General features: G+C 62.3%; 24 protein-coding genes and 1 pseudogene. 14 read left to right on the top strand and 11 right to left on the bottom strand.

Features of this window, described 5'->3' with window-relative positions:
• Window positions 1–58: 58 nt before the first annotated feature.
• From hutH to BLX41_RS05640, 11 genes are all read left to right on the top strand, one after another.
• Window positions 59–1,597 carry a histidine ammonia-lyase gene (gene hutH / locus BLX41_RS05690; protein WP_123724113.1) on the top strand — a complete coding sequence of 513 codons (1,539 nt, stop codon included), beginning with the start codon at window positions 59–61 and terminating at the stop codon, window positions 1,595–1,597.
• A gap of 126 nt (window positions 1,598–1,723) precedes the next feature.
• The gene (locus BLX41_RS05685; protein ID WP_123724112.1) at window positions 1,724–3,136 is read left to right on the top strand and encodes an amino acid permease; all 1,413 of its coding nucleotides are present in this window, start codon (window positions 1,724–1,726) and stop codon (window positions 3,134–3,136) included.
• A 12-nt stretch (window positions 3,137–3,148) separates the two neighbouring features.
• Window positions 3,149–4,354: an imidazolonepropionase gene (hutI, locus tag BLX41_RS05680; RefSeq protein WP_123724111.1), complete on the top strand. Its 1,206-nt coding sequence runs from the start codon at window positions 3,149–3,151 to the stop codon at window positions 4,352–4,354.
• 10 nt (window positions 4,355–4,364) lie between these two features.
• Entirely contained in the window at window positions 4,365–5,165 is an 801-nt protein-coding gene (hutG, locus tag BLX41_RS05675; protein WP_123724110.1) for an N-formylglutamate deformylase, read from the top strand.
• A 217-nt stretch (window positions 5,166–5,382) separates the two neighbouring features.
• Window positions 5,383–6,354, top strand: coding sequence for a prolyl aminopeptidase (pip, locus tag BLX41_RS05670; RefSeq protein ID WP_123724109.1), 972 nt, complete (start codon window positions 5,383–5,385; stop codon window positions 6,352–6,354).
• The gene (gene dtd / locus BLX41_RS05665; protein WP_123724108.1) at window positions 6,351–6,788 is read left to right on the top strand and encodes a D-aminoacyl-tRNA deacylase; all 438 of its coding nucleotides are present in this window, start codon (window positions 6,351–6,353) and stop codon (window positions 6,786–6,788) included. Before pip ends, dtd begins: the two co-directional genes overlap by 4 nt.
• Window positions 6,789–7,064: 276 nt before the next feature.
• Window positions 7,065–8,885: a glucan biosynthesis protein G gene (locus BLX41_RS05660; RefSeq protein ID WP_123724255.1), complete on the top strand. Its 1,821-nt coding sequence runs from the start codon at window positions 7,065–7,067 to the stop codon at window positions 8,883–8,885.
• Complete coding sequence (mdoH, locus tag BLX41_RS05655; protein ID WP_123724107.1) at window positions 8,878–11,448, top strand: glucans biosynthesis glucosyltransferase MdoH; 2,571 nt, start codon at window positions 8,878–8,880, stop codon at window positions 11,446–11,448. Before BLX41_RS05660 ends, mdoH begins: the two co-directional genes overlap by 8 nt.
• 225 nt (window positions 11,449–11,673) lie before the next feature.
• Complete coding sequence (locus BLX41_RS05650; protein WP_019095754.1) at window positions 11,674–12,471, top strand: transporter substrate-binding domain-containing protein; 798 nt, start codon at window positions 11,674–11,676, stop codon at window positions 12,469–12,471.
• Window positions 12,472–12,615: 144 nt separating this feature from the next.
• A complete protein-coding gene (locus BLX41_RS05645) occupies window positions 12,616–13,578 on the top strand; it encodes an amino acid ABC transporter permease (protein WP_123724254.1) in 963 nt (320 codons plus the stop codon).
• A complete protein-coding gene (locus BLX41_RS05640; RefSeq protein WP_123724106.1) occupies window positions 13,571–14,305 on the top strand; it encodes an amino acid ABC transporter ATP-binding protein in 735 nt (244 codons plus the stop codon). The genes BLX41_RS05645 and BLX41_RS05640 overlap by 8 nt, the downstream gene beginning before the upstream one ends.
• A gap of 55 nt (window positions 14,306–14,360) precedes the next feature.
• Here the strand turns inward: BLX41_RS05640 and BLX41_RS37195 are convergent, their stop codons facing one another.
• The 11 genes and pseudogenes from BLX41_RS37195 to ubiE all read right to left on the bottom strand — a co-directional run bounded on the left by BLX41_RS37195 (window position 14,361) and on the right by ubiE (window position 22,455).
• Entirely contained in the window at window positions 14,361–15,074 is a 714-nt protein-coding gene (locus tag BLX41_RS37195; RefSeq protein WP_370511284.1) for a methyl-accepting chemotaxis protein, read from the bottom strand.
• A gap of 144 nt (window positions 15,075–15,218) precedes the next feature.
• A pseudogene (locus BLX41_RS37190) lies at window positions 15,219–16,277 on the bottom strand (methyl-accepting chemotaxis protein); the annotation flags it as partial.
• A 123-nt stretch (window positions 16,278–16,400) separates the two neighbouring features.
• Window positions 16,401–17,108 (bottom strand): 16S rRNA (uracil(1498)-N(3))-methyltransferase, encoded by a 708-nt coding sequence (locus BLX41_RS05630; protein WP_123724104.1) that lies wholly within the window; start codon window positions 17,106–17,108, stop codon window positions 16,401–16,403.
• The gene (tatC, locus tag BLX41_RS05625) at window positions 17,105–17,899 is read right to left on the bottom strand and encodes a twin-arginine translocase subunit TatC (RefSeq protein WP_123724103.1); all 795 of its coding nucleotides are present in this window, start codon (window positions 17,897–17,899) and stop codon (window positions 17,105–17,107) included. Before tatC ends, BLX41_RS05630 begins: the two co-directional genes overlap by 4 nt.
• Window positions 17,896–18,336, bottom strand: a complete 441-nt coding sequence (tatB, locus tag BLX41_RS05620; RefSeq protein ID WP_123724102.1) for a Sec-independent protein translocase protein TatB — start codon at window positions 18,334–18,336, stop codon at window positions 17,896–17,898. The genes tatC and tatB overlap by 4 nt, the downstream gene beginning before the upstream one ends.
• Window positions 18,337–18,346: 10 nt before the next feature.
• A complete protein-coding gene (locus tag BLX41_RS05615) occupies window positions 18,347–18,628 on the bottom strand; it encodes a twin-arginine translocase TatA/TatE family subunit (protein ID WP_011058797.1) in 282 nt (93 codons plus the stop codon).
• A gap of 25 nt (window positions 18,629–18,653) precedes the next feature.
• A complete protein-coding gene (locus BLX41_RS05610) occupies window positions 18,654–18,986 on the bottom strand; it encodes a phosphoribosyl-ATP diphosphatase (RefSeq protein WP_015633856.1) in 333 nt (110 codons plus the stop codon).
• 1 nt (window position 18,987) lies between these two features.
• Window positions 18,988–19,380, bottom strand: a complete 393-nt coding sequence (gene hisI, locus BLX41_RS05605) for a phosphoribosyl-AMP cyclohydrolase (protein WP_102862783.1) — start codon at window positions 19,378–19,380, stop codon at window positions 18,988–18,990.
• An 80-nt stretch (window positions 19,381–19,460) separates the two neighbouring features.
• On the bottom strand, window positions 19,461–21,065 hold the full coding sequence (gene ubiB / locus BLX41_RS05600) for a ubiquinone biosynthesis regulatory protein kinase UbiB (RefSeq protein WP_123724101.1): 1,605 nt from the start codon (window positions 21,063–21,065) through the stop codon (window positions 19,461–19,463).
• A complete protein-coding gene (locus tag BLX41_RS05595) occupies window positions 21,062–21,685 on the bottom strand; it encodes a ubiquinone biosynthesis accessory factor UbiJ (RefSeq protein WP_123724100.1) in 624 nt (207 codons plus the stop codon). Before BLX41_RS05595 ends, ubiB begins: the two co-directional genes overlap by 4 nt.
• Window positions 21,685–22,455 carry a bifunctional demethylmenaquinone methyltransferase/2-methoxy-6-polyprenyl-1,4-benzoquinol methylase UbiE gene (ubiE, locus tag BLX41_RS05590; protein ID WP_011058802.1) on the bottom strand — a complete coding sequence of 257 codons (771 nt, stop codon included), beginning with the start codon at window positions 22,453–22,455 and terminating at the stop codon, window positions 21,685–21,687. The genes BLX41_RS05595 and ubiE overlap by 1 nt, the downstream gene beginning before the upstream one ends.
• A 155-nt stretch (window positions 22,456–22,610) precedes the next feature.
• Here ubiE and BLX41_RS05585 point away from each other — a divergent pair, with 155 nt between their 5' ends.
• The 3 genes from BLX41_RS05585 to BLX41_RS05575 form a co-directional block, all read left to right on the top strand.
• Complete coding sequence (locus BLX41_RS05585) at window positions 22,611–22,886, top strand: polyhydroxyalkanoic acid system family protein (protein WP_123724099.1); 276 nt, start codon at window positions 22,611–22,613, stop codon at window positions 22,884–22,886.
• Between the two features lie 198 nt (window positions 22,887–23,084).
• Entirely contained in the window at window positions 23,085–23,507 is a 423-nt protein-coding gene (locus BLX41_RS05580; protein ID WP_123724098.1) for a phasin family protein, read from the top strand.
• A 10-nt stretch (window positions 23,508–23,517) separates the two neighbouring features.
• A partial coding sequence (locus BLX41_RS05575) for a phasin family protein (protein WP_148059689.1) occupies window positions 23,518–23,907 on the top strand: 390 nt, incomplete at its 3' end.

Below are 23,907 nucleotides of genomic sequence, written 5' to 3'. Positions count from 1 at the left end.
ACGGATAACGGAAGCTTCCGGAGCGACTGGTAGTTATTACAAAACTCTCAAAAGGAGCATGAATGTGACTGCGCTAAACCTGATTCCCGGCCAACTGACCCTGGCCCAACTGCGGGCCATCTATCAGCAGCCGCTGACCCTGACCCTGGATGACAGCGCCTCGGCGCAGATCGATGCCAGCGTCGCTTGTGTCGAGCAGATTCTCGCCGAGAACCGCACCGCCTACGGGATCAACACCGGTTTTGGCCTGCTGGCTTCGACCCGCATCGCCAGCGCCGACCTGGAAAACCTCCAGCGCTCCCTGGTGCTGTCCCATGCCGCCGGCGTGGGCGAGCCCATCAGCGACGATCTGGTGCGTCTGATCATGGTGCTCAAGGTCAACAGCCTGAGCCGCGGTTTCTCCGGCATCCGCCGTCAGGTGATCGATGCCCTGATCGCCCTGATCAACGCCGAGGTCTATCCGCATATCCCGCTCAAGGGTTCGGTGGGCGCTTCCGGCGACCTGGCGCCGTTGGCCCACATGTCCCTGGTGCTGCTGGGTGAGGGCAAGGCGCGCTACAAAGGCCAATGGCTGGAAGCCACTGCGGCCCTGGAAATCGCCGGCCTCAAGCCGCTGACCCTGGCCGCCAAGGAAGGTCTGGCGCTGCTCAACGGCACCCAGGTTTCTACTGCATACGCCCTGCGTGGTCTGTTCGAAGGGGAAGACCTGTTTGCCGGTGCCCTGGTCTGTGGTGGCCTGACGGTGGAAGCCGTGCTGGGTTCGCGCTCGCCGTTCGATCCACGGATTCACGCCGCTCGCGGCCAGCGCGGACAGATCGATACCGCTGCGGCCTATCGCGCCTTGCTCGGCGACAGCACCGAGGTGTCCGCCTCGCACCAGAACTGCGACAAGGTTCAGGACCCGTACTCCCTGCGTTGCCAACCGCAAGTGATGGGCGCCTGCCTGACCCAGTTCCGCCAGGCGGCCGAAGTGCTGGTGGTCGAAGCCAACGCCGTGTCCGATAACCCGCTGGTGTTCGCCGCTGAAGGCGATGTGATTTCCGGTGGCAACTTCCACGCCGAACCCGTGGCCATGGCAGCCGACAACATGGCCCTGGCCATCGCTGAGATCGCTTCCCTGAGCGAGCGCCGTATCTCGCTGATGATGGACAAGCACATGTCCCAGCTGCCGCCGTTCCTGGTGGCCAATGGCGGCGTCAACTCCGGCTTCATGATCGCCCAGGTGACCGCTGCGGCCCTGGCCAGCGAGAACAAGGCCCTGGCCCACCCGCACTCTGTGGACAGCATTCCCACTTCCGCCAACCAGGAAGACCACGTTTCCATGGCTCCGGCCGCCGGCAAGCGCCTGTGGGAAATGGCCGAGAACACCCGCGGTGTTCTGGCCGTGGAATGGCTGGCGGCCTGCCAGGGCCTGGACCTGCGCGAAGGCCTGAAAACCTCGCCGACCCTGGAACAAGCCCGCGCAGCCCTGCGCGAGAAAGTGGCGTATTACGAGAAGGACCGTTTCTTTGCACCGGATATCAACGCTGCCAGCGAATTGTTGGCTTCGCGGTGCCTGAACGAACTGTTGCCGGCTCAGTTGCTGCCGAGCCTCTAAGACGCTTTCGCCGGCCAGCCGGCTCCTGCGGGGGCGGTGCGTCGGCGAAATCTTTGGGTGGGCCGGGCCTTGGCTATTGAGGGTCGGTCCACCGCTTTCTCTGATAAGAATAATTAGGGACGAGAAATGACACAGCAAACCCAAGGATTGAAACGCGGGCTGACGGCCCGCCACATTCGCTTCATGGCCCTGGGGTCGGCCATTGGCACCGGATTGTTCTACGGTTCGGCCTCCGCCATCCAGATGGCCGGCCCGGCCGTGTTGCTGGCCTACCTGATTGGTGGCGCAGCGGTGTTCATGGTGATGCGCGCCCTGGGGGAGATGGCCGTGCACAACCCGGTGTCCGGCTCCTTCGGGCAGTACGCCAGCCAGTACCTGGGGCCCTTGCCGGGCTTTATCCTGGGCTGGACCTACGCGTTCGAGATGCTGATCGTCTGTCTGGCGGACGTCACCGCCTTTGGCATCTATATGGGCTTCTGGTTTCCCGAGGTGGCGCGCTGGATCTGGGTACTGGGCATCGTCCTGCTCATCGGCGGCCTCAACCTGTGCAGCGTCAAGGTCTTCGGCGAGATGGAGTTCTGGTTGTCGCTGCTCAAGGTCGGGGCGATCGTCGCCATGATCCTCGGTGGTTTCGGCATCATGATGTTCGGTATCGGCAGCGCTGCCACCGAGCAAGCCACCGGCGCCAGCAACCTTTGGGCCCATGGCGGCTTCATGCCCAACGGCATCGGCGGGGTGATCGCGTCCTTCGCGGTGGTGATGTTCGCCTTTGGCGGCATCGAGATCATCGGTGTCACCGCCGGCGAGGCCAAGGACCCGCAGCGGGTCATTCCCAAGGCGATCAACGCGGTGCCGCTGCGCATCCTGCTGTTCTATGTGCTGACCCTGTTCGTACTGATGTCGATTTTCCCCTGGCCGCAGATTGGCACCCAGGGCAGCCCCTTCGTGCAGATCTTCGACAGCCTGGGCATCAGCTCGGCGGCCACCATCCTTAATATCGTGGTGATTTCGGCGGCGGTGTCGGCGATCAACAGCGATATCTTTGGTGCCGGGCGCATGATGTACGGCCTGGCCCAGCAAGGGCAGGCGCCCAAGGGCTTTGCCCAGGTGTCCAAGGCCGGCGTGCCGTGGATGACCGTGGTGGTGATGGCCGTGACGCTGTTGGGCGGCGTGGTATTGAACTACCTGATCCCGGAAAACATCTTCCTGCTGATCGCTTCCCTGGCCACCTTCGCCACGGTCTGGGTGTGGCTGATGATTCTTTTGACCCATGTGGCGATGCGTCGCTCCATGACCGCCGAGCAAGTGGCCCAGTTGCAGTTCAAGGTGCCGTTCTGGCCTTGGGCGCCGGCAGCGGCGATTGCCTTCATGCTGTTCATCTTCGGCGTCCTGGGCTATTTCCCGAAAACCCAGGCGGCGCTGATGGTGGGCGTGGTGTGGATCATTGTGCTGGTGGTGGCCTATATGCTGTGGGTCAAACCGGTGGCGGGGCAGGCTCAGCAGATCCGCGTCGACTCTTCTTTACCTACTGATCATTAACGGAGGCCCTGGATGAAAACTCTTTGGCAACACTGCAACGTCGCCAGCATGGCCCAAGGCACCTACTCGATCATCGAGGACGCGGCCATCGTGACGTCAGGGGCGCACATCGAGTGGATTGGCCGGCGCCAGCAGGCGCCGGTCGCCGATTACCACCAGGTCCAGGACCTGGCGGGCGCCTGGGTCACCCCGGGCCTGATCGATTGCCACACCCATACGGTGTTCGGCGGCAACCGCAGCGGCGAGTTCGAGCAGCGCCTGCAGGGCGTGAGCTACGCCGAGATCGCCGCGGCCGGTGGCGGTATCGCCAGCACCGTACGGGCGACCCGCGCGGCCACTGAAGAGGAGCTGTTCGTCAGCGCCCGCAAGCGTCTGCTGAGCCTGCTGCGGGACGGTGTCACCAGCGTCGAGATCAAGTCCGGCTATGGCCTGGACCTGGCCAGCGAGCGCAAGATCCTGCGGGTGATCCGCCGTCTTGGCGAGGAGTTGCCGGTCAGTGTGCGCAGCACCTGCCTGGCGGCCCACGCTCTGCCGCCGGAATATGCCGAGCGCAGCGACGCCTACATCGAGCATATCTGCAGCGAGATGCTCCCGGCCCTGGCGGCCGAGGGGCTGGTGGATGCGGTGGATGCCTTCTGTGAGTACCTGGCGTTCTCCCCGGAGCAGGTGGAGCGGGTATTCATTGCCGCGCAGAAGCTCGGCCTGCCGGTGAAACTGCATGCCGAACAATTGTCGTCCTTGCATGGCTCGAGCCTGGCGGCGCGCTACCGGGCGCTGTCTGCCGATCACCTGGAGTTCATGACCGAGGACGATGCCATGGCCATGGCGGCTTCGGGAACCGTGGCAGTGCTGTTGCCGGGGGCTTTCTATTTCCTCCGGGAAACCCAACTGCCGCCGATGGAAGCCCTGCGCAAGCACGGGGTGAAGATTGCCGTGGCCAGCGACCTCAATCCCGGGACTTCGCCGGCGCTGTCGCTGCGCCTGATGCTGAACATGGCCTGCACCTGTTTCCGCATGACCCCCGAGGAAGCCCTGGCCGGGGTTACCCTGCATGCGGCCCAGGCCCTGGGCATGGACAAGACCCATGGTTCGCTGGAGGTGGGCAAGGTGGCGGACTTCGTCGCCTGGCAGATCGATCGTCCTGCCGACCTGGCCTACTGGCTGGGCGGCGATCTGGAAAAGCGCGTCGTGCGACACGGCGTTGAAGTGACTGTGTAGGAGAAGGGTTGTGGATAAGGTTCTGAATTTCAAACAAGGCCGGGTGCCGCTGCTGATCAGCATGCCCCACGCCGGTACGCGCCTGACCCCGGCGGTGGCGGCCGGGCTGGTGCCCCAGGCGCGGAGCCTGCCGGACACCGACTGGCACATTCCACGGCTGTATCAGTTCGCCGAGGAGCTGGGAGCCAGCACCTTGGCGGCCGAATACTCGCGTTTCGTCATCGACCTGAACCGGCCGTCCGATGACAAGCCGCTGTACGTCGGTGCTACCACCGGCCTGTATCCGGCGACGCTGTTCGATGGCGAGCCGTTGTTCGTCGAAGGGCAGGCGCCGTCCAAAGAAGAGCGGCAGCAATACCTGGAACAGGTCTGGGGGCCCTATCACCGCACCCTGCAGGAAGAGCTGGCGCGGCTCAAGGCCGAGTTCGGCTATGCCTTGCTGTTCGATGCCCACTCCATCCGGTCGCTGATCCCGCATCTGTTCGAGGGCAAGCTGCCGGACTTCAACCTCGGCACCTTCAACGGCGCCAGCTGTGATCCGCAACTGGCCGGCCGCCTGGAGAGCATCTGCGCTGCCCATGGCGATTACACCCACGTGCTCAACGGTCGTTTCAAGGGGGGGCATATCACCCGGCATTACGGCAACCCGGCCGAGCACATTCATGCGGTGCAGCTGGAACTGGCGCAGAGCGCCTACATGGAAGAGTTCGAGCCGTTCCGCTATCGCGAGGACCTGGCGGCACCGACCCAGGTGGTGCTCAAGGCATTGCTGCAGGGGCTGCTGGCCTGGGGGCAGGAGCATTACCGCTGACATTGCTTGCGCCTGCAAGCTGGCTCCTACCGCGGATGCACGCCTTTATGTAGGAGCGAGCTTGCTCGCGAAGCGCCCTGCGCGACGTATCGCAATTCCCCGAACAACCCTGTTTTCTTCAAGGACATGCTCATTGCGTAATTCGGGTTTATGATGCCGAACGGCAGAATAAATGAAGTCCCCACCAGGGATGAACCCGACCTCCACGGAGCGCGTAATGCAGACTTTGTACCCGCAGATCAAACCCTATGCCCGGCACGATCTGGCCGTCGACCAGCCCCATGTGCTGTATGTCGACGAAAGTGGTTCACCGGAAGGTTTGCCGGTGGTGTTCATTCACGGTGGGCCGGGCGCGGGCTGTGATGGGGCGAGCCGCTGCTATTTCGACCCGAACCTGTACCGCATCGTCACCTTCGACCAGCGCGGTTGCGGGCGTTCCACCCCCCACGCGAGCCTGGAGAACAACACCACCTGGGACCTGGTGGCGGACCTGGAGCGGATTCGCCAGCACCTGTGCATCGACAAATGGGTGCTGTTCGGCGGCTCCTGGGGCTCGACCCTGGCCCTGGCCTATGCCCAGGCCCACCCGGATCGAGTGCTGGGCCTGATCGTGCGGGGCATCTTCCTGGCCCGTCCCCAGGAAATCCAGTGGTACTACCAGTGCGGCGCCAGCCGTCTGTTCCCGGATTACTGGCAGGACTACGTGGCACCGATTCCCCTGGAGGAGCGTCATGACCTGGTCAGCGCCTTCCACAAGCGCCTGACCGGCAATGACCAGATCGCCCAGATGCATGCCGCCAAGGCCTGGTCGGGTTGGGAAGGGCGCACCGCGACCCTGCGTCCGAACCCGCTGGTGGTGGACCGCTTCTCCGAGCCGCAGCGGGCGCTGTCGATTGCCCGAATCGAATGTCATTACTTCATCAACAATGCCTTCCTCGAACCCGACCAGCTGATCCGCGACATGGGCAAGATCGCCCATTTGCCCGGAGTCATCATCCACGGTCGCTACGACGTGATCTGCCCTCTGGACAACGCCTGGGAGCTGCATCAGGCCTGGCCCAACAGTGAGTTGCAGGTGATTCGCGACGCCGGTCATGCCGCCTCCGAACCTGGCATCACCGACGCCCTGGTACGAGCCACTGATCAGATGGCTCGCCGCCTGCTCGACCTGCCGCCCGAAGAAGCATGAAGGGGCTGTTGCAGCGCGTAACCGGCGCGCGGGTTGAAGTGGCCGGGGAAATAGTCGGTGCGGTGGACCAGGGTTTGCTGGTGCTGGTGGCGGTAGAGCCCGAGGACACTCGGGCCAGCGCCGACAAACTCCTGCATAAGCTGCTTAACTATCGGGTGTTCAGCGACGCTGAAGGCAAGATGAACCTGTCCCTGACGGATGTGCAGGGCGGGCTGTTGCTGGTGTCGCAGTTCACCCTGGCGGCAGACACCAAAAGCGGGTTGCGTCCGAGCTTTTCCACGGCTGCGCCACCTGCACTCGGCGAGGAGCTTTTTGACTACCTGATAGCGAAGGCGCAACAGTTGCATGGCAAAGTGGCATCAGGGCGTTTTGGCGCGGACATGCAGGTGCATCTGGTCAATGATGGCCCGGTAACCTTCCTGTTACAGACCTGAAAGCGCCTGAAACATCTTTTTCCACCGATTTGGGCCGGAAACTGCTGTTTTTCGCGATAAATACTTTGTTACCCCTGATGCGTTGTAACGCGGGCTACTAGATAATCGCGCGCTACGGGGATCAGCGTTCGTTGGTCCATTTTGACTTAAGTAGAGACTTGTCCACGGCCGTTTGGGGAATCATTTAGCCCCATCGGAGTCGGAACAATGCTCGCCAACCTGGCATATAGATAGCTGGCCGTTGGTTTTTTGATCTGTTTTCGGCGAGGGTTGCTCGTGATTGTTAGTCCCTGTAATGCACCAAACTTGTTTGCCAAACGGTTACGAAACGCACTGGTGACGGGCTCTGCGCTGGTCTGCCTGCTCGGCGCCGGTCAACTCATGGCATTCAATCTGGATGATGTATCGGTCAAGGCCAAGGACCTGGCCGGGCAGAAGTACGAGGCCCCGCGCAGTAACCTGCCGAACGAGTTCCGTGAGATGAAGTTCGCGGATTACCAGAAAATCCGCTTCCTCAGCGAAAAAGCCGAATGGGCCGATCAGAAGACCCCGTTCAAGCTGTCGTTCTACCACCAGGGCATGCACTTCGACACGCCGGTGAAGATCAACGAGATCAGCGCCAACACCGTATCCGAGATCAAGTACGACCCGAATCGCTTCGATTTCGGCGACGTCAAGTTCGATCCCAAGGCCACTGAAAAACTCGGCTATGCCGGTTTCCGTGTGCTGTACCCGATCAACAAGGCTGACAAGCAAGACGAGATCATGACCATGCTCGGCGCGAGCTATTTCCGCGTCGTCGGCAAAGGTCACACTTATGGCCTGTCCGCTCGTGGTCTGGCGATCGACACCGCCCTGCCGTCCGGCGAAGAGTTCCCGCGCTTCAGCGAGTTCTGGATCCAACAGCCCAAGCCAACCGACAAGCACCTGGTGATCTATGCCCTGCTGGACTCGCCACGGGCCACCGGCGCCTACCGCCTGACCCTGCGTCCGGGCGCCGACACCATTGTCGACGTCAAGGCCCGGGTGTTCCTGCGTGACAAGGTGGGCAAGCTGGGCCTGGCCCCGCTGACCAGCATGTACCTGTTCGGCGCCAACCAGCCGTCGAAGGTCCTCAACTACCGTCGCGAACTGCACGACTCCAGCGGCCTGTCGATCCATGCCGGTAATGGCGAGTGGATCTGGCGCCCGCTGAACAACCCGAAACACCTGGCCGTGAGCAACTTCTCGGTGGAAAACCCGCGTGGTTTCGGCCTGCTCCAGCGAGGCCGCGACTTCAGCCACTATGAAGACCTCGACGACCGCTACGACAAGCGCCCAAGCGCCTGGATCGAACCCAAGGGCGACTGGGGCAAGGGCACCGTCGACCTGGTGGAAATCCCGACTGCGGACGAAACCAACGACAACATCGTGGCGTTCTGGAACCCGGAAAAGCAGCCTGAGCCAGGCCAGCCGCTGGACTACGCCTACCGCCTGCACTGGACCATCGACGAAGCCGCCCTGCATTCCCCCGACAGCGCCTGGGTGCAACAGACCCTGCGTTCCACCGGTGACGTCAAGCAGTCCAACCTGATCCGTCAGCCCGATGGCAGCGTTGCCTATCTGGTGGACTTCGAAGGCCCATCCCTGGCGGCATTGCCGGAAAGCGCCGAAGTTCGCAGCCAGGTGAGTGTTGGCGACAACGCCGAGCTGGTGGAAAACAGCGTTCGCTACAACCCGGAAACCAAAGGCTGGCGCCTGACCCTGCGGATGAAGATCAAGGATGCGAGCAAGGCCACCGAGATGCGTGCCGCGCTGGTGCGCAACATCCCGGTAGCCGAGCCGGTCAAGGCCTCGACGCCAAACTCCAACTCCTCCGTTGCCAAGGCCGACAAGATCGCCGCCAAGCAACAGGAGAAAAAGGAGAAGGAAGCAGCGGCGACAGCGGCCAAGCAGCCTGAAGCCAAGCCGGCCAAAGACGCCAAGAACGCCAAGGACAAGGACCACAAAGACGCCAAGCAGCCTGCTGTCGAGGCGGCCCCAGCCACACCGGAACCGGTTAAAACTGAACAAGTCCTGACCGAGACCTGGAGCTACCAGTTGCCTGCCGATGAGTAACTCTCAACTACAGCCAGAGTCTCTTGCCGAGTACCTGGCGCACCTGCCGATGTCGGACCAGCAGCGCGCGGAACTCGCGGGCTGCCAGTCCTTCAGCGAACTGCACCAACGTCTATCGTCAACGACCTTCGACGCTCCCAGCGATGCCGCCCAGGTATCGGTGGGCCAGCGTCTGTCCCTGAGCACCGCCGCCGAACTTGAAGAAGCGGAAATGCTTGCGGTCGATGCCGAAGGCCGGGTCTGCCTCAAGGCCACGCCGCCGATCCGCCGCACCAAGGTGGTCCCGGAGCCGTGGCGCACCAATATCCTGGTGCGCGGCTGGCGGCGCCTGACCGGGCGCACCAACCCGCCCGCGCCGCCGAAGGACGAACGTGTGCTGCCGGCTGCGCGCTGGCGCACCGTGGGTTCGATCCGTCGCTATATCCTGCTGGTGCTGATGCTCGGTCAGACCATCGTCGCCGGCTGGTACATGAAAGGCATCATGCCGTACCAGGGCTGGTCCTTCGTCGACCTGGAAGAGGTCCTGCACCAGCCGCTGATGCAGACCGCGACCCAAGTGCTGCCCTATGCCCTGCAAACCAGCATCCTGATCCTTTTCGGCATCCTCTTCTGCTGGGTGTCGGCGGGTTTCTGGACCGCGCTGATGGGCTTCCTGGAGCTGTTGACCGGTCACGACAAGTACCGCATCTCCGGGGCCAGTGCCGGTAACGAGCCGATTCCCAAGGACGCGCGTACCGCACTGGTGATGCCGATCTGCAACGAAGACGTGCCTCGAGTGTTTGCCGGCCTGCGGGCGACCTTCGAGTCGGTAGCGGCCACCGGTGACCTGGACCGCTTCGACTTCTTCGTCCTCAGCGACAGCAACGACAGTGATATCTGTGTGGCCGAGCAGCAGGCCTGGCTGGATGTCTGCCGCGAAGCCAAGGGCTTCGGCAAGATCTTCTATCGCCGCCGTCGCCGCCGAGTGAAACGCAAGAGCGGCAACCTCGACGACTTCTGCCGTCGCTGGGGCGGTGACTACAAGTACATGGTGGTACTGGACGCCGACAGCGTGATGAGCGGCGAATGCCTGACCAGCCTGGTACGCCTGATGGAAGCCACGCCGGACGCGGGGATCATCCAGACTGCGCCACGGGCCTCGGGCATGGACACCCTGTATGCGCGCATGCAGCAGTTCGCCACCCGGGTCTACGGCCCGCTGTTTACCGCCGGCCTGCACTTCTGGCAGTTGGGTGAGTCCCACTACTGGGGCCACAACGCGATCATCCGCATGAAGCCGTTCATCGAGCACTGCGCCCTGGCGCCATTGCCCGGTAAAGGCGCCTTTGCCGGTGCGATCCTGTCCCACGACTTCGTCGAAGCCGCGCTGATGCGCCGTGCCGGCTGGGGCGTGTGGATTGCCTACGACCTGCCGGGCAGTTACGAAGAGTTGCCGCCGAACCTGCTGGACGAACTCAAGCGTGACCGTCGCTGGTGCCACGGCAACCTGATGAACTTCCGCCTGTTCCTGGTCAAGGGCATGCACCCGGTGCACCGCGCGGTGTTTCTCACCGGGGTGATGTCCTACCTGTCGGCGCCGCTGTGGTTCTTCTTCCTGGTGCTGTCCACCGCTCTGCTGGCGGTCAATACCCTGATGGAACCGCAGTACTTCCTCGAACCACGGCAGTTGTATCCGCTGTGGCCGCAGTGGCACCCGGACAAGGCCATTGCGCTGTTCTCCACGACTATCGTGCTGCTGTTCCTGCCGAAGTTGCTGAGCATCATCCTGATCTGGGCCAAGGGCGCGAAAGAGTTCGGCGGCAAGTTCAAGGTGACCCTGTCGATGCTCCTGGAGATGCTGTTCTCCATGCTGCTGGCGCCGGTGCGGATGATCTTCCACACCCGTTTCGTGCTGGCTGCATTCCTCGGCTGGGCCGCGACCTGGAACTCGCCACAACGTGACGACGACTCCACGCCGTGGAGCGAAGCCGTGCGCCGCCACGGTCCGCAGACCCTGCTGGGCTTCTGCTGGGCCCTGCTGGTGATCTGGCTGAACCCCAGCTTCCTCTGGTGGCTGGTGCCGATTGTCGGTTCGTTGATGCTGTCGATCCCGGTGTCGGTGATCTCCAGTCGTGTCGGCCTGGGCCTGAAGTCCCGTGACGAGAGCCTGTTCCTGATTCCCGAGGAATACGCTCCGCCCCAGGCGCTGCTGGCTACCGACCAGTACACCCACGAGAACCGCTGGCATGCGCTCAACGACGGTTTTGTCCGAGCCGTGGTGGACCCGCAGCAGAACGCTCTGGCCTGTGCCCTGGCCACATCCCGCCACACCCAGGCCGAGCCGATCGAATGGCTGCGCCAGGAGCGGGTGCGCCATGCACTGAAAGTCGGCCCGGCAGCCCTGAACAACAGCGAGCGCCTGGCGCTGTTGAGCGATCCGGTGGCCCTGGGGCGCCTGCACCAGCAAGTCTGGAGCGAGGGCCACAGCGATTGGCTGGACGCCTGGCGCCAGTCGGTGGATGCTGATCCCCATGCGCCGCTGCTGCCCTTGCAGCCGCTGATGGCGGCGCCGCAACCGGCCTGAAGCCAACGCCCTTGAGCCTCCACTCAAGGGCGTTTTGCTTTCTGCGACCAATAGCCCCGTATCCCCCCTTTGTAACAACAAAAATCCTTGTGCAAACGGCCGAGTGCGTTAGCATCGCTCCCGCAAATTTCTGTGCGTGATCGACAACGGCTTGATATCCGAAGATTTTCATTCCAGGCCCGCGGCGCGCAGACACCACAATAAAATGGCTTCAGGGGACTTGAGATGAAGAAGTATCTTTCGCTGCTGCTGGCGGGTGCCGCAGCCCTGCTGGCGGTCAACACGGCCCAGGCCGGCGCCATCGACGACGCGGTCAAGCGCGGCACGCTGAAAGTCGGCATGGACCCGACCTACATGCCGTTCGAGATGACCAACAAGCGTGGCGAAATCATCGGTTTCGAAGTTGATCTGCTCAAGGCCATGGCCAAGTCCATGGGGGTCAAGCTGGAGATGGTTTCCACCGGCTACGACGGCATCATTCCGGCCCTGCTCACCGACAAGTTCGACATGATCGGCAGCGGCATGACCCTGACCCAGGAACGCAACCTGCGCCTGAACTTCAGCGAACCCTTCATCGTGGTCGGCCAGACCCTGCTGATCCGCAAGGACCTGGAAGGCACCATCAAGTCCTACAAGGACCTGAACAGCGCCGACTACCGCATCACCTCCAAGCTGGGCACCACCGGTGAGATGGTCGCCAAGAAGCTGATCGCCAAGGCCAAGTACCACGGCTACGACAATGAGCAGGAAGCGGTGCTGGACGTGGTCAACGGCAAGGCCGACGCCTTCATCTATGACGCCCCGTACAACGTGGTGGCCGTCAACAAAGTGGGCAATGGCAAGCTGGTATTCCTCGACAAGCCGTTCACCTACGAGCCCTTGGCCTTCGGTTTGAAGAAGGGCGATTACGACAGCATCAACTTCATCAACAACTTCCTGCACCAGATCCACGAAGACGGCACCTACGATCGCATCCATGACAAGTGGTTCAAGAGCACCGAGTGGCTCAAGGACATGGAATAGGCGTCAGGCAACTGATTTGCGGTTGATCGCGAGCAAGCTCGCTCCTACAGGGCGTACCGCGTTTTTGTAGGAGCGAGCTTGCTCGCGATGATGCCCGCCGGGCTCTGCCAAACCTTCCCGCTGCAAACCGCTGGAACCTGCAAAGTGAACAAACAGAAAAAAGCCCAATGGCCCTGGCACGTATTGACCGTGCTGGTGCTGATCGGCCTGGCCGGCGCCCTGTACTACGCCACCTCGCTGATGTCCTACGAATGGCGCTGGAACCGTGTCCCCCAGTACTTCGCCTACCAGGCCGAAGAGTCCCAGCGGGCGGCGGAGATATCCACCGTCGCCGAGGTTGTGCGCCAGGGCGGCAAGGCTCAAGTCACGCTGCGCGGTGACTCGGGTGTCGAGCAGCATCTGAGTGTCGATGAAGGCAGCCTGCAGGTGGCCAGCGGCGATGACGTGGCCGAAGGCGATGTGATTGGCGTGACCCGGCACTGGGCGGCGGGCCCCCTGTTGTGGGGCTTGTGGACCACCTTGTGGCTGTCGGTGGTGTCTGGCGTGTTGGGCCTGCTCATCGGGCTCGGCACCGGCCTGTGCCGGCTGTCCAGCAACCCGACCCTGCGTGACCTGTCGACGATTTATGTCGAGCTGGTGCGGGGCACGCCGCTGCTGGTGCAGATCTTCATTTTCTACTTCTTCATCGGCACGGTGCTCAACCTGTCCCGGGAGTTCGCCGGGATCGCCGCGCTGTCGCTGTTCACCGGGGCCTATGTGGCGGAAATCGTCCGTGCCGGGGTGCAGTCCATTACCCGCGGGCAGAACGAAGCCGCCCGCTCCCTGGGGCTCAGCGCCGGCCAGTCGATGCGTCACGTGGTGCTGCCTCAGGCGTTCAAGCGGGTGTTGCCGCCCCTGGCCGGGCAGTTCATCAGCCTGGTCAAGGACACTTCGCTGGTGTCGGTGATCGCCATCACCGAGCTGCTCAAGAGCGGCCGGGAAGTCATCACCACCTCGTTCTCGCCGTTCGAGATCCTGTTCTGTGTGGCGGGCCTGTATCTGTTGATCAACCTGCCGCTGTCGAAGATGGCCAGTCGGCTTGAGCGGAGGCTCGCGCAAAGTGATTGAAGTCCGCGATCTGGTAAAAGTCTTCGACACCCGCGGCCAGGTGGTGCGTGCGGTGGATAACGTCACCACCCAGGTGGCCAAGGGCGAAGTGCTGGTGGTGATCGGTCCGTCCGGTTCCGGCAAGTCGACCTTCCTGCGTTGCCTCAATGGCCTGGAAGAGTTCGATTCCGGCTCGGTGAGCATCGACGGTCTGCAACTGGCCGACCCCAAGACCGATGTGAACGCCTATCGCCGGGAAGTGGGCATGGTGTTCCAGCATTTCAACCTGTTCCCCCACATGACCGTGCTGGAAAACCTCTGCCTGGCGCAGAAGGTGGTGCGCAAGCGTGGCAAGCAGGAACGCGAGGCCAAGGCCCTGGCGTTGCTGGAGAAAGTCGGCATTGCGCAGAAGGCCCACGAGTTTCCTTCGCGGCTTTCCGGCGGCCAACAGCAGCGGGTAGCCATTGCCCGGGCCCTGGCCATGGAGCCCAAGGTCATGCTGTTCGATGAGCCGACTTCGGCTCTGGACCCGGAAATGGTCGGCGAAGTGCTGGACGTGATGAAGACCCTGGCCCTGGAAGGCATGACCATGGTCTGTGTGACTCACGAGATGGGCTTTGCCCGGGAAGTGGCGGATCGGGTGCTGTTTTTCGATCACGGCAAGTTGCTGGAGGATGCGGCGCCGGATGTGTTCTTCGCGACGCCGAAAGATCCTCGGGCCCAGGCTTTCCTGCGTCAGGTGCTGTGAGGCCTTCGCCGGCTCCTGCATTTCCTTGTAGGAGCCGGCTTGCCGGCGAAGCGATTCAGACCCGGAAACGCCCCACCAGGCTTTGCAGGTGAATCCCCAACCGCGCCAGTTCGGCGCTGGAGGCCGCGGTTTCTTCGCTGGCCGATGACGTCTGTTCAGACACATCACGCACATTCAACACGCTGCGGTTGATCTCTTCCGCTACGGCGCTCTGCTGCTCGGCTGCCGCGGCGATCTGCTGGTTCATCGCCTGGATGGCCGACACGGTGCGGGTGATGTTCTCCAGCGAACCCCCGGCCCGACGGGTCAGTTCGACGCTGCTGTCGGTGAGACTGCGGCTGGTGTCCAGGGTGCTGGCCACTTGCTGAGTGCCGCTTTGCAGGCCGACGATCAGCTCGGCGATCTCTTCGGTGGATTGCTGGGTGCGCTGGGCCAGACTGCGCACTTCGTCCGCAACCACGGCGAAACCACGCCCGGCTTCACCGGCACGGGCCGCTTCGATGGCGGCGTTGAGGGCCAGCAGGTTGGTCTGCTGGGCCACCGACTTGATCACATCCAGCACGCTGCCGATCTTGTCGCTTTCCTGTTTGAGGTGGCCCATGGCTTCGGTGGAGTGGCCCACCTCGCTGGCCAGGCGCTCGATCTGGGCAATGGCTTCGTTCACCACGCGATCACCCTCGCGGGCCTGCTGATCGGCGGCTACTGCGGCCTCTGAGGCTTCTTCGGCATTGCGTGCGACTTCCTGCACCGTGGCGGCCATTTCGTTCATTGCCGTGGCTACCTGATCGGTTTCCACCTTCTGGCTGTTGACCCCGGCGCTGGTCTGCTCGGTGACGGCCGACAATTGTTCGGCGGCGCTGGCGATCTGGGTCACGCCGTCGCTGATGCCGCCGATCAGTTCCCGCAAGCCGAGGGTCATGCGCTGCATGGCTTTCTGCAGTTGGCCAAGCTCGTCGCGGCGATCCACTGCCAGGTTCTGGCTGAGATCACCGGCTGCCACACGTTCGGCGGCCTTGAGGGTCTGCTGCAGCGGCTGGATGATCTGTCGGGTGATGGCCCAGGCGGCAATCAGACCAAACACCAAAGCCAGTACCGTGGCGATCAGCAGGGTGCTTTTGGCCTGGCTGGCATCGCTGTCACGCTTGGCGGTCTGTGCACCGGTCAACTGGTTGCTCAGGTCCATCAGTCGGTCGCCTTGGGCGGCCATACGCTTGAGGGCAGCGGCGCTGGCCTCTTCGGCGTCGCTGAAGCCGCTGACGGCCGCTCGGTAGGCTTTAAGCGAATCGCTGGCCTGTTGCAGGTTGGCAATGTGCTGCTCCGGCAGGCGGGTCGGCAGGCTGGTGAGGTTGTTCAGCGCGTTGTCGATGGCATCCAGGGCCGGTTGCTTGGCTTCCGGTTTGGCGCTGTAGGTGTAGCCGCGGACCTGGAAGCGTGCCTGCTGGATCAGCTTGGAGAGGTCGATGACGCTATTGAACTGAGCCACGCTGTCGCCTTGCAGCAGCGACTTCTCGACCTCGGCCACACGGGCCACGGCATTGTCGGCACTGGCGCCGAGCTGGGTCCGGGCCGCCTCGCGGCTGGCGGTGGCGCGGGTCATGTCGGCAAAGGCTTTCTGGTACTCGGCCACGGCGCTCAGTTGCTGATCCAGCATGGCGATGCTTTCGGGTTGCTGCAGTTGCTCACGGGCGGCCTGCAGGCCTTCGTCGAGCTGTTTGAGTATGTCGTTGACGGCGCTCGGGCCCTGGTCGCCACGGTGCATCTCGTAGTTGAGACGGGCGATGCGCAGGTCCTTGGTCATGCCATAGAGCGTGGAGATGTTGCCCAGTTTGTCGCCACGGTCGATCACTCGGCCCAGGCCGGTCCAGCCTGTGGCAGTGATCAATAGGGTCAGAAGCAGTACCAGGCCGAAGCCGATACCGAGTTTGCGGCTGACGCTTACATTTCCCAGGTTCCTGGCTAGCCAACGGTACATGCTGCGAACTCCCTTTTAGCAAGATGGGCTTAACCATAGGCTATCGGCGGGAGCGGTGGATTCTGTAGGTAGATGGCGATTTGATATTGCAGGCTAAAGCTCCGGCTGGCACGGAGCCTTTGCTCAAAACAGGCGTGAGAGGAGGGCTGTAACGGCGGTTTCGACCCGCAGGATGCGTTCGCCCAGTTGCACCGGTTGCAGGCCGGCCTTGGCCAGCAGATCGATCTCGTAGGGGATCCAGCCACCTTCGGGCCCGATGGCCAGGGTGACCGGTTCATCCAGGCCGCGAGGGCAGGGCGGGTACTGGCCAGGGTGACCCACCAGTCCCAGGGTGCCTGCGCTGAGAGCCGGCAGACGATCCTCGACGAAGGGCTTGAAGCGTTTTTCGATGACCACTTCGGGCAGCACGCTGTCGCGAGCCTGTTCCAGGCCGAGAATCAGCTGTTCACGAATGGCCTCGGGTTCCAGGAACGGGGTTTGCCAGAAGCTCTTTTCCACCCGGTAGCTGTTGACCAGCACCAGCCGTGGCACGCCCATGGCGGCGACGGTCTGCAGCACGCGACGAAGCATCTTCGGGCGTGGCAGGGCCAGTACCATGGTCAGCGGTAGCTTGGCCGGGGGTGGCTGGTCCAGGGTGATTTGCAGTTCGGCTTCGGTGGGTTCTAGGCGCAGCACCCGGGCTGAACCCATCAGTCCGCCGATACGCCCGACCCGCAGGCTGTCGCCCACCGCTACCCGATGCACTTCCTGCATATGAGTCAGGCGCCGGTCGCGCAGCACCACCAGGTCGGCCGCGATGAAGTCGGCCTCTTCCAGAAGCAGCAGGTTCACGCTTGGGTCGCTGGCGGCTGGTCGTTGTGATCGTCAGCCGGCGCATCGTCCGGGTGGTCGCCGCGCTTGCTGATCAGCCCGCCAAACAGCACGCCGATTTCAAACAGCAGCCACATGGGCACGGCCAGCAGGGTCTGGGAGAAGATATCCGGCGGGGTGAGAATCATGCCCACCACAAAGCAGCCGATGATCACGTAAGGGCGGATCTTCCTCAGGTAGGCCACGTTGACCACACCGATCCATACCAGCAGCACCACAGCCACCGGGATCTCGAACGCCACGCCGAACGCGAAGAACAGGGTCATGACGAAATCGAGGTAGCTGGTGATGTCGGTCATCATCTCCACGCCGGCCGGAGTGGCGGCAGCGAAGAACTTGAAGATCAGCGGAAACACCAGGAAGTAGGCGAAGGCCATGCCGATGTAGAACAGTAGGATGCTCGACACCAACAGCGGCACGGCGATGCGCTTCTCGTGCTTGTACAGCCCGGGTGCGATAAAGCCCCAGATCTGATGCAGGATCACCGGGATCGCCAGGAACAGCGAAACCATCATGGTCAGTTTCAGCGGGGTGAGAAACGGCGAGGCGACGTCGGTGGCGATCATTGTCGCACCCACCGGCAGGTACTCGCGCAGGGGGGTGGAGACAATGGTGTAGATCTGCTGGGTGAAGGCGAACAACCCGGCGAAGATGATGAAGATCGCCGCTACGCAGCGCAGCAGGCGGGTACGCAGCTCGGTGAGGTGCGACACCAGCGGCATGTGTTGGTCGTTCTCTGGGATATCGCTCATGGGGCTCGCGGCGGCAAAGTGGGGTCGTGGGGGGCCGTGGTGGCGGGTGTCGCCACCGGGGCCGCAGGCTCGGCAACTGGAGTCGTTGGCAGCGGTGCTTCGGTCACAGGGGCCGTTTCAGCTACCGGCGCTGAGCTTGGCGAGTGAATCGTCTGCTCGGCTATCGGTTCGACCGGAGTCGGTTGCTGCTGAGTCGGGGCGAGGATCTTCCGCGCTTCCTGCTCCAGGGACAGAATGTGCTCGTTGTGCAGTTGCCGGCGGATCTCGTCGGCCCCGATTTCACGTTCAACTTCCTGTTTTATCGCGTTGAAGCTGCGCTTCAGGCGCCCGACCCACAGGCCGGCGGTGCGCGCCGCGCCAGGCAGGCGCTCGGGGCCGAGCACCAGCAGGGCCACCAGGCCCACCAGCAGCAGTTCAGAGAAGCTGATACCAAACATTAGTCAGTGCTCACGAGTCTTTGCGGGTCGGCTCTTCGACTTTTTGTGCCTGCACGTCGATGGTGTGCGGCTGGTTCAGCGGTGCGCTTTGCTGTGGCTGAACCGGTGGCACGGGCTGTGCCGCTGGCGGGACCACGGGCTCGGCCGGCTTTTCGTCGTCGTTCATGGCCTTGCGAAAGCCCTTGATCGATTCGCCGACGTCAGTGCCCAGGTTCTTGAGCTTCTTGGTGCCGAATACCAGTACCACGACCACCAGGATGACGATCCAGTGTTTCCAGTCAAAAATGCCCATGCTGCGTTTCCTCTTAGAAAGTTGTTCAGGCGGACGGACGCGAGGCTTTCTCGGTGTGTCCGGACAGACCGAAGCGGCGATCCAGTTCATCGAGCACGGCCTGGGGGTGCTGCCCCAACTGCGCCAGCATGACCAGGGTATGGAACCACAGGTCCGCGGTTTCATAGATCACATCGCTGCAGTCACCGCTGATGGCGGCGTCCTTGGCGGCGATGATGGTTTCCACCGATTCTTCGCCGACTTTTTCCAGAATCTTGTTCAGCCCCTTGTGATACAGGCTGGCCACATAGGAGCTGTCGGCTGCGGCGTCTTTACGCTCTTCCAGCACTTGGGCCAGACGGGTGAGGGTATCGCTCATGTCAGTGTCCTGCAGAATAAATCGCGTGCGGGTCCTTGAGGACCGGTTCGACGGTTTTCCACTCGCCGTCTTCGTAGACGCGGTAGAAACAGCTGTGGCGGCCGGTGTGACAGGCAATGTCGCCGATCTGCTCGACCATCAGGATGATCACGTCAGCGTCGCAGTCCAGGCGCATTTCATGCAGCTTCTGTACGTGCCCGGACTCTTCGCCCTTGCGCCATAGCTTGCCACGGGAACGTGACCAATAGATGGCGCGGTTCTCGGCGGCGGTCAGGCTCAGGGCCTCGCGGTTCATCCAGGCCATCATCAGCACGCGCCCGGTCTTGTGATCCTGGGCGATGGCCGGCACCAGGCCGTGCGCATCCCATTTGATCTGGTCCAGCCAATCTTTCATTTTCGACTCCGACAACCGGGCTCAACCCGCTGGTGACGCCTCGGCGATTTCGACAGTTTGCCAGCAGGTCGCGCCACTGGCTATCGGCGAACGATCAGATACAAACCCACAGCAATCATGATGCCGGCAGGCCAGTGGCCCAGCTCATGCAGCGGACCGCCGGCGGCCAGGACCGCGCCACCGCCCAGGTGGGCAGTGCCCAGCAGACGCAGGAACCAGTCGTCCTTGCGCTTGTGCCAGGGCGCCGGCGGATCGGCGGCATGGGGTTGCGACATGCGCTCCAGCAGGTCGCGGGTCATGTTGGCCAGGTGCGGCAACTGTTCGATCTGGCTGTGGATATTGCCGAGCACGGCTTTCGGGCTGACCCGTTCGCGCATCCAGCGTTCGAGGAAGGGTTGCGCGGTGTTCCACAGGTCCAGGTCCGGGTACAGCTGGCGACCCAGGCCTTCAATGTTGAGCAGGGTCTTCTGCAACAGCACCAGCTGCGGCTGGACTTCCATATTGAAGCGCCGAGCGGTCTGGAACAGACGCATCAGCACCTGGCCGAAGGAAATATCCTTCAACGGCTTTTCAAAGATCGGTTCGCAGACCGTGCGGATTGCCGCTTCGAATTCATTGAGCTTGGTTTCCGCGGGGACCCAGCCGGAATCGATGTGCAACTGGGCCACGCGGCGGTAGTCGCGCTTGAAGAAGGCAAACAGGTTGCGTGCCAGGTAGTCCTGGTCTTCCGGGGTCAGGCTGCCGACGATGCCGCAGTCGATGGCGATGTACTGCGGGCTCCAGGGCTGCACGGTGCTGACGAAGATGTTGCCCGGGTGCATGTCGGCGTGGAAGAAACTGTCGCGGAACACCTGGGTGAAGAAGATCTCCACGCCCCGCTCGGCGAGCATTTTCATGTCGGTGCGCTGGTCGGCCAGGGTCGCCAGGTCAGTGACCTGGATGCCATAGATGCGCTCCATCACCAGTACCTTCGGCCGGCACCAATCCCAGTAGACCTGGGGGACATACAGCAGCGGCGAACCTTCGAAGTTGCGCTTGAGCTGGCTGGCGTTGGCCGCCTCGCGCAGCAGGTCGAGTTCGTCGTAGATGGTTTTCTCGTAGTCGCTGACCACGTCCACCGGGTGCAGCAGGCGGGCGTCGGCCGAAAGCTTTTCCGCGGCGCGGGCGAGGATGAACAGCCATGCCAGGTCCTGGGCGATGATCGGCTTGAGCCCGGGGCGGATCACCTTGACTACCACTTCTTCGCCGGTCTTGAGCTTGGCGGCGTGCACCTGGGCCACCGACGCCGAGGCCAGCGGCTCAATGTCGAAGCGGCTGAACACGTCGCTGATCTTCTTGCCCAGCTGTTCTTCGATCAGGGCCACGGACTTCTGCGAATCGAACGGTGGCACCCGGTCCTGCAGCAGCATCAGTTCGTCGGCGATGTCTTCCGGCAACAGGTCGCGGCGGGTGGAGAGGATCTGCCCGAACTTGATGAAGATCGGCCCCAGGTCCTGCAGCGCCAGGCGCAGTCGGGCACCGCGGCTCAGCTCCAGAGGCTTGCGCGGGAACCAGCGCCAGGGCAAGGCGAAGCGCAGGGCCAGGAGAAACCAGGGTAATGGCAGGTCGAATAGCAGGTCATCGAGACGGTAGCGGATCACGACGCGCTGGATGCGCAACAGACGGCGGACGGCAAGCAGCTTCATGCGTTATCGCTTGGGTCAAGGGATCGGGAAAGGCGCTCCAAGCGCGCCTCGAGACGTTCCAGGTCGAGTTTGGCCTTATCCAGCTCGCGAAAGCGCGCTTCGGCTTCGCGCTGGCCCACCAGGGTGCGCGATTCTTCGGCGAGGAACTCGGCGAGGTTCTGATTCAGGCTGGCAAATCCTTGCTGATACCAGCGGGCGCGGCTGCGCACATGGCCGCTGAACAGTTGGGTGGCCACCGGGCCCAGCCAACGGGACAGTTCGTACTCCCAGTCCAGCTCCAGGTCCTGGAGGATGGCCGCCAGGTCCAGGAGCACGCCGCTGTCACCTTCCAGCTCAACTTCGGGGCCGTGCAGGACGGCGGTCTTGTCCTTGCTCAGGGCCAGGCGCATCAGGCTTGAAGCCGGTGCGCGCAGCGTGCAGTCAGGGTCCGCGGCCCACTGGGCGGCCAGCATCAGGCCTTCGTCACTGGGCAGGATGAACAGCTGCAATGCCGGGCTGCGGCAATCGACGGCGATCACCTTGCCATTGAGGTGCTGCAAGCGCGGCAGGGCCGTACTGTCCAGACGCAGCACTCGATTGATGCCGGTCTCGACGCTGGCGAGCAGGCCGCTGAGCAGCATCAGGGCTTGATGCCGCGGTGCAGGGCGACGATGCCTGCGGTCATGTTGTGATAGGTCACGCGGTCGAAGCCGGCCTCGACCATCATCGACTTGAGGGTTTCCTGGTTGGGATGCATGCGAATCGATTCGGCCAGGTAGCGGTAGCTTTCCGAGTCGTTGGTGATCAGCTTGCCGGCCAGGGGCATGAAGGCAAACGAATAGGCGTCGTAGACCTTGGACATCAGGGCATTGGTCGGTTTGGAAAATTCCAGCACCAGCAGCCGGCCGCCGGGCTTGAGCACCCGCAGCATGGAGCGCAGGGCGTCCTCTTTATGGGTGACATTGCGCAGGCCGAAGGCAATGGTGACGCAGTCGAAATGGTTGTCCGGGAAAGGCAGCTTTTCCGCATCGGCCTGGACGAATTCGACGTTGCCGGCCACACCCAGGTCCAGCAGGCGGTCGCGGCCAACCTTGAGCATGGACTCGTTGATGTCGGCCAGTACCACTTGGCCAGTAGGGCCTACCAGGTGGGAGAAGCGCTTGGTCAGGTCGCCAGTGCCGCCGGCGATATCCAATACGCGATTGCCGGCGCGTACACCCGACAGCTCGATGGTGAAGCGTTTCCACAAACGGTGCATGCCGCCGGACAGTACGTCGTTCATCAGGTCGTACTTGGCCGCTACCGAGTGGAATACCTCTGCGACTTTTTCCGCTTTCTGGCTTTCAGGAACGTTCTTGAAGCCGAAGTGCGTGGTGGGTTCGGCATCGCTGCCTTTGCGCTGATCAGTCATATCGCTGTCACCAAAAGAGAATGCGGGACATTCTAATGCCGGTGGCGGTCTTTGTCTTGGCAAGGCTGAATGTAAGATAGCGATCCGCCGGGACGTTTTGACGCACTCAGGGTCAAGATGCTTCAGGCAAGTCCCGAAACAGCAGGAGTCCTTCAATGGCCCGTATTAGTGTTGAACGTGCCCATGGCCTGGGTAAGCAGGTGGCCCGTGAAAAGGCCGACAAACTGGCACAGAAACTCGCCGATCAGTATGGCCTGGAGCCGCAATGGGCAGGGGATACCCTGAACCTCAAGCGCTCCGGGGTCAAAGGCGCGGTGCATGTGGGCGAAGAGTCGATCCGTATCGATGTGGAACTGGGGCTGTTGATGTCGGCCATGAGCGGCACCATCAAGTCGGAAATCGAAAAGGCTCTGGACAAAGCACTGGTCTGAGTCCTTCCGTAGGAGCTGGCTTGCCAGCGAACCTCAGGCGCCGCAAGCGGCCCTGATAAAGCGCTTCGCCAGCAAGGCGGCTCCTACATGATTTCATGACATTCGTTAGGGTGCCGATTCTAATTTTTCTCTTTAGGTTGTGCCTCAGGTCCTCGTTCCGAGGGCAGTTCCTCAAACCTTCTGCGCGTGAGGTGCACCATGGCCAAAGTAATTCTGAAGAAAAAAGTTGATGTTCAATCGACTGCTCTGAGCGAAGTCAAATCCTATGCCCGCAAGATCTGGCTGGCAGGCCTGGGTGCCTACGCCAGAGTCGGCCAGGAAGGCAGCGACTACTTCCAGGAACTGATCAAGGCTGGTCAATCCGTTGAAAAGAAAGGCAAAAAAGTTGTCACTGAACAACTTGAAGCTGCCAACAGTCAGATTGATAGCGTTAAAGGGGATGTCAGCACTCTTAAAGGCAAAGTCGAAGTGCAACTGGATAAAGTCGAGAAGGCTTTTGACACGCGCGTCGCCAGTGCCTTGAATCGTATCGGCATTCCGTCTAAACATGACGTTGAGACACTCTCTGCTAAGCTCGATGAGCTGACGGCGTTGCTCGAACGTGTCGCGCGTAAACATTAAGGAGAACGGGATGGCTGGTAAAAAGAATACTGAAAAAGAAGGCAGCTCGTGGATCGGGAAAGTCGAAGAGTACTCCCGTAAAATTTGGCTTGCTGGTTTAGGCGTGTACTCGAAAATCGACTCTGACGGCAGCAAGCTTTTCGAGACACTGGTCAAGGATGGTGAGAAAGCCGAGAAACTGACCAAGAGCGTGGTAGGCAAGAAAGTTGATGCCGCCAAAGACTCCGCAAGTTCGGCCAAGTCGCGCATCAGCGACGTCAAGGACCGCGCCCTGGGCAAGTGGGACGAACTGGAAGGCGCTTTCGACAAGCGCTTGAACAGTGCCATCTCGCGTCTGGGCGTACCGAGCCGTAACGAGGTGAAGGCGCTGCATGCCAAGGTCGATACTCTGACCAAGCAG

It is taken from the genome of Pseudomonas protegens (assembly GCF_003732485.1).
Lineage (GTDB): Bacteria > Pseudomonadota > Gammaproteobacteria > Pseudomonadales > Pseudomonadaceae > Aquipseudomonas > Aquipseudomonas protegens_B.
The sequence above is the reverse complement of the archived record's forward strand: the minus strand, read 5'-3'. Positions and strand labels throughout refer to the sequence as shown.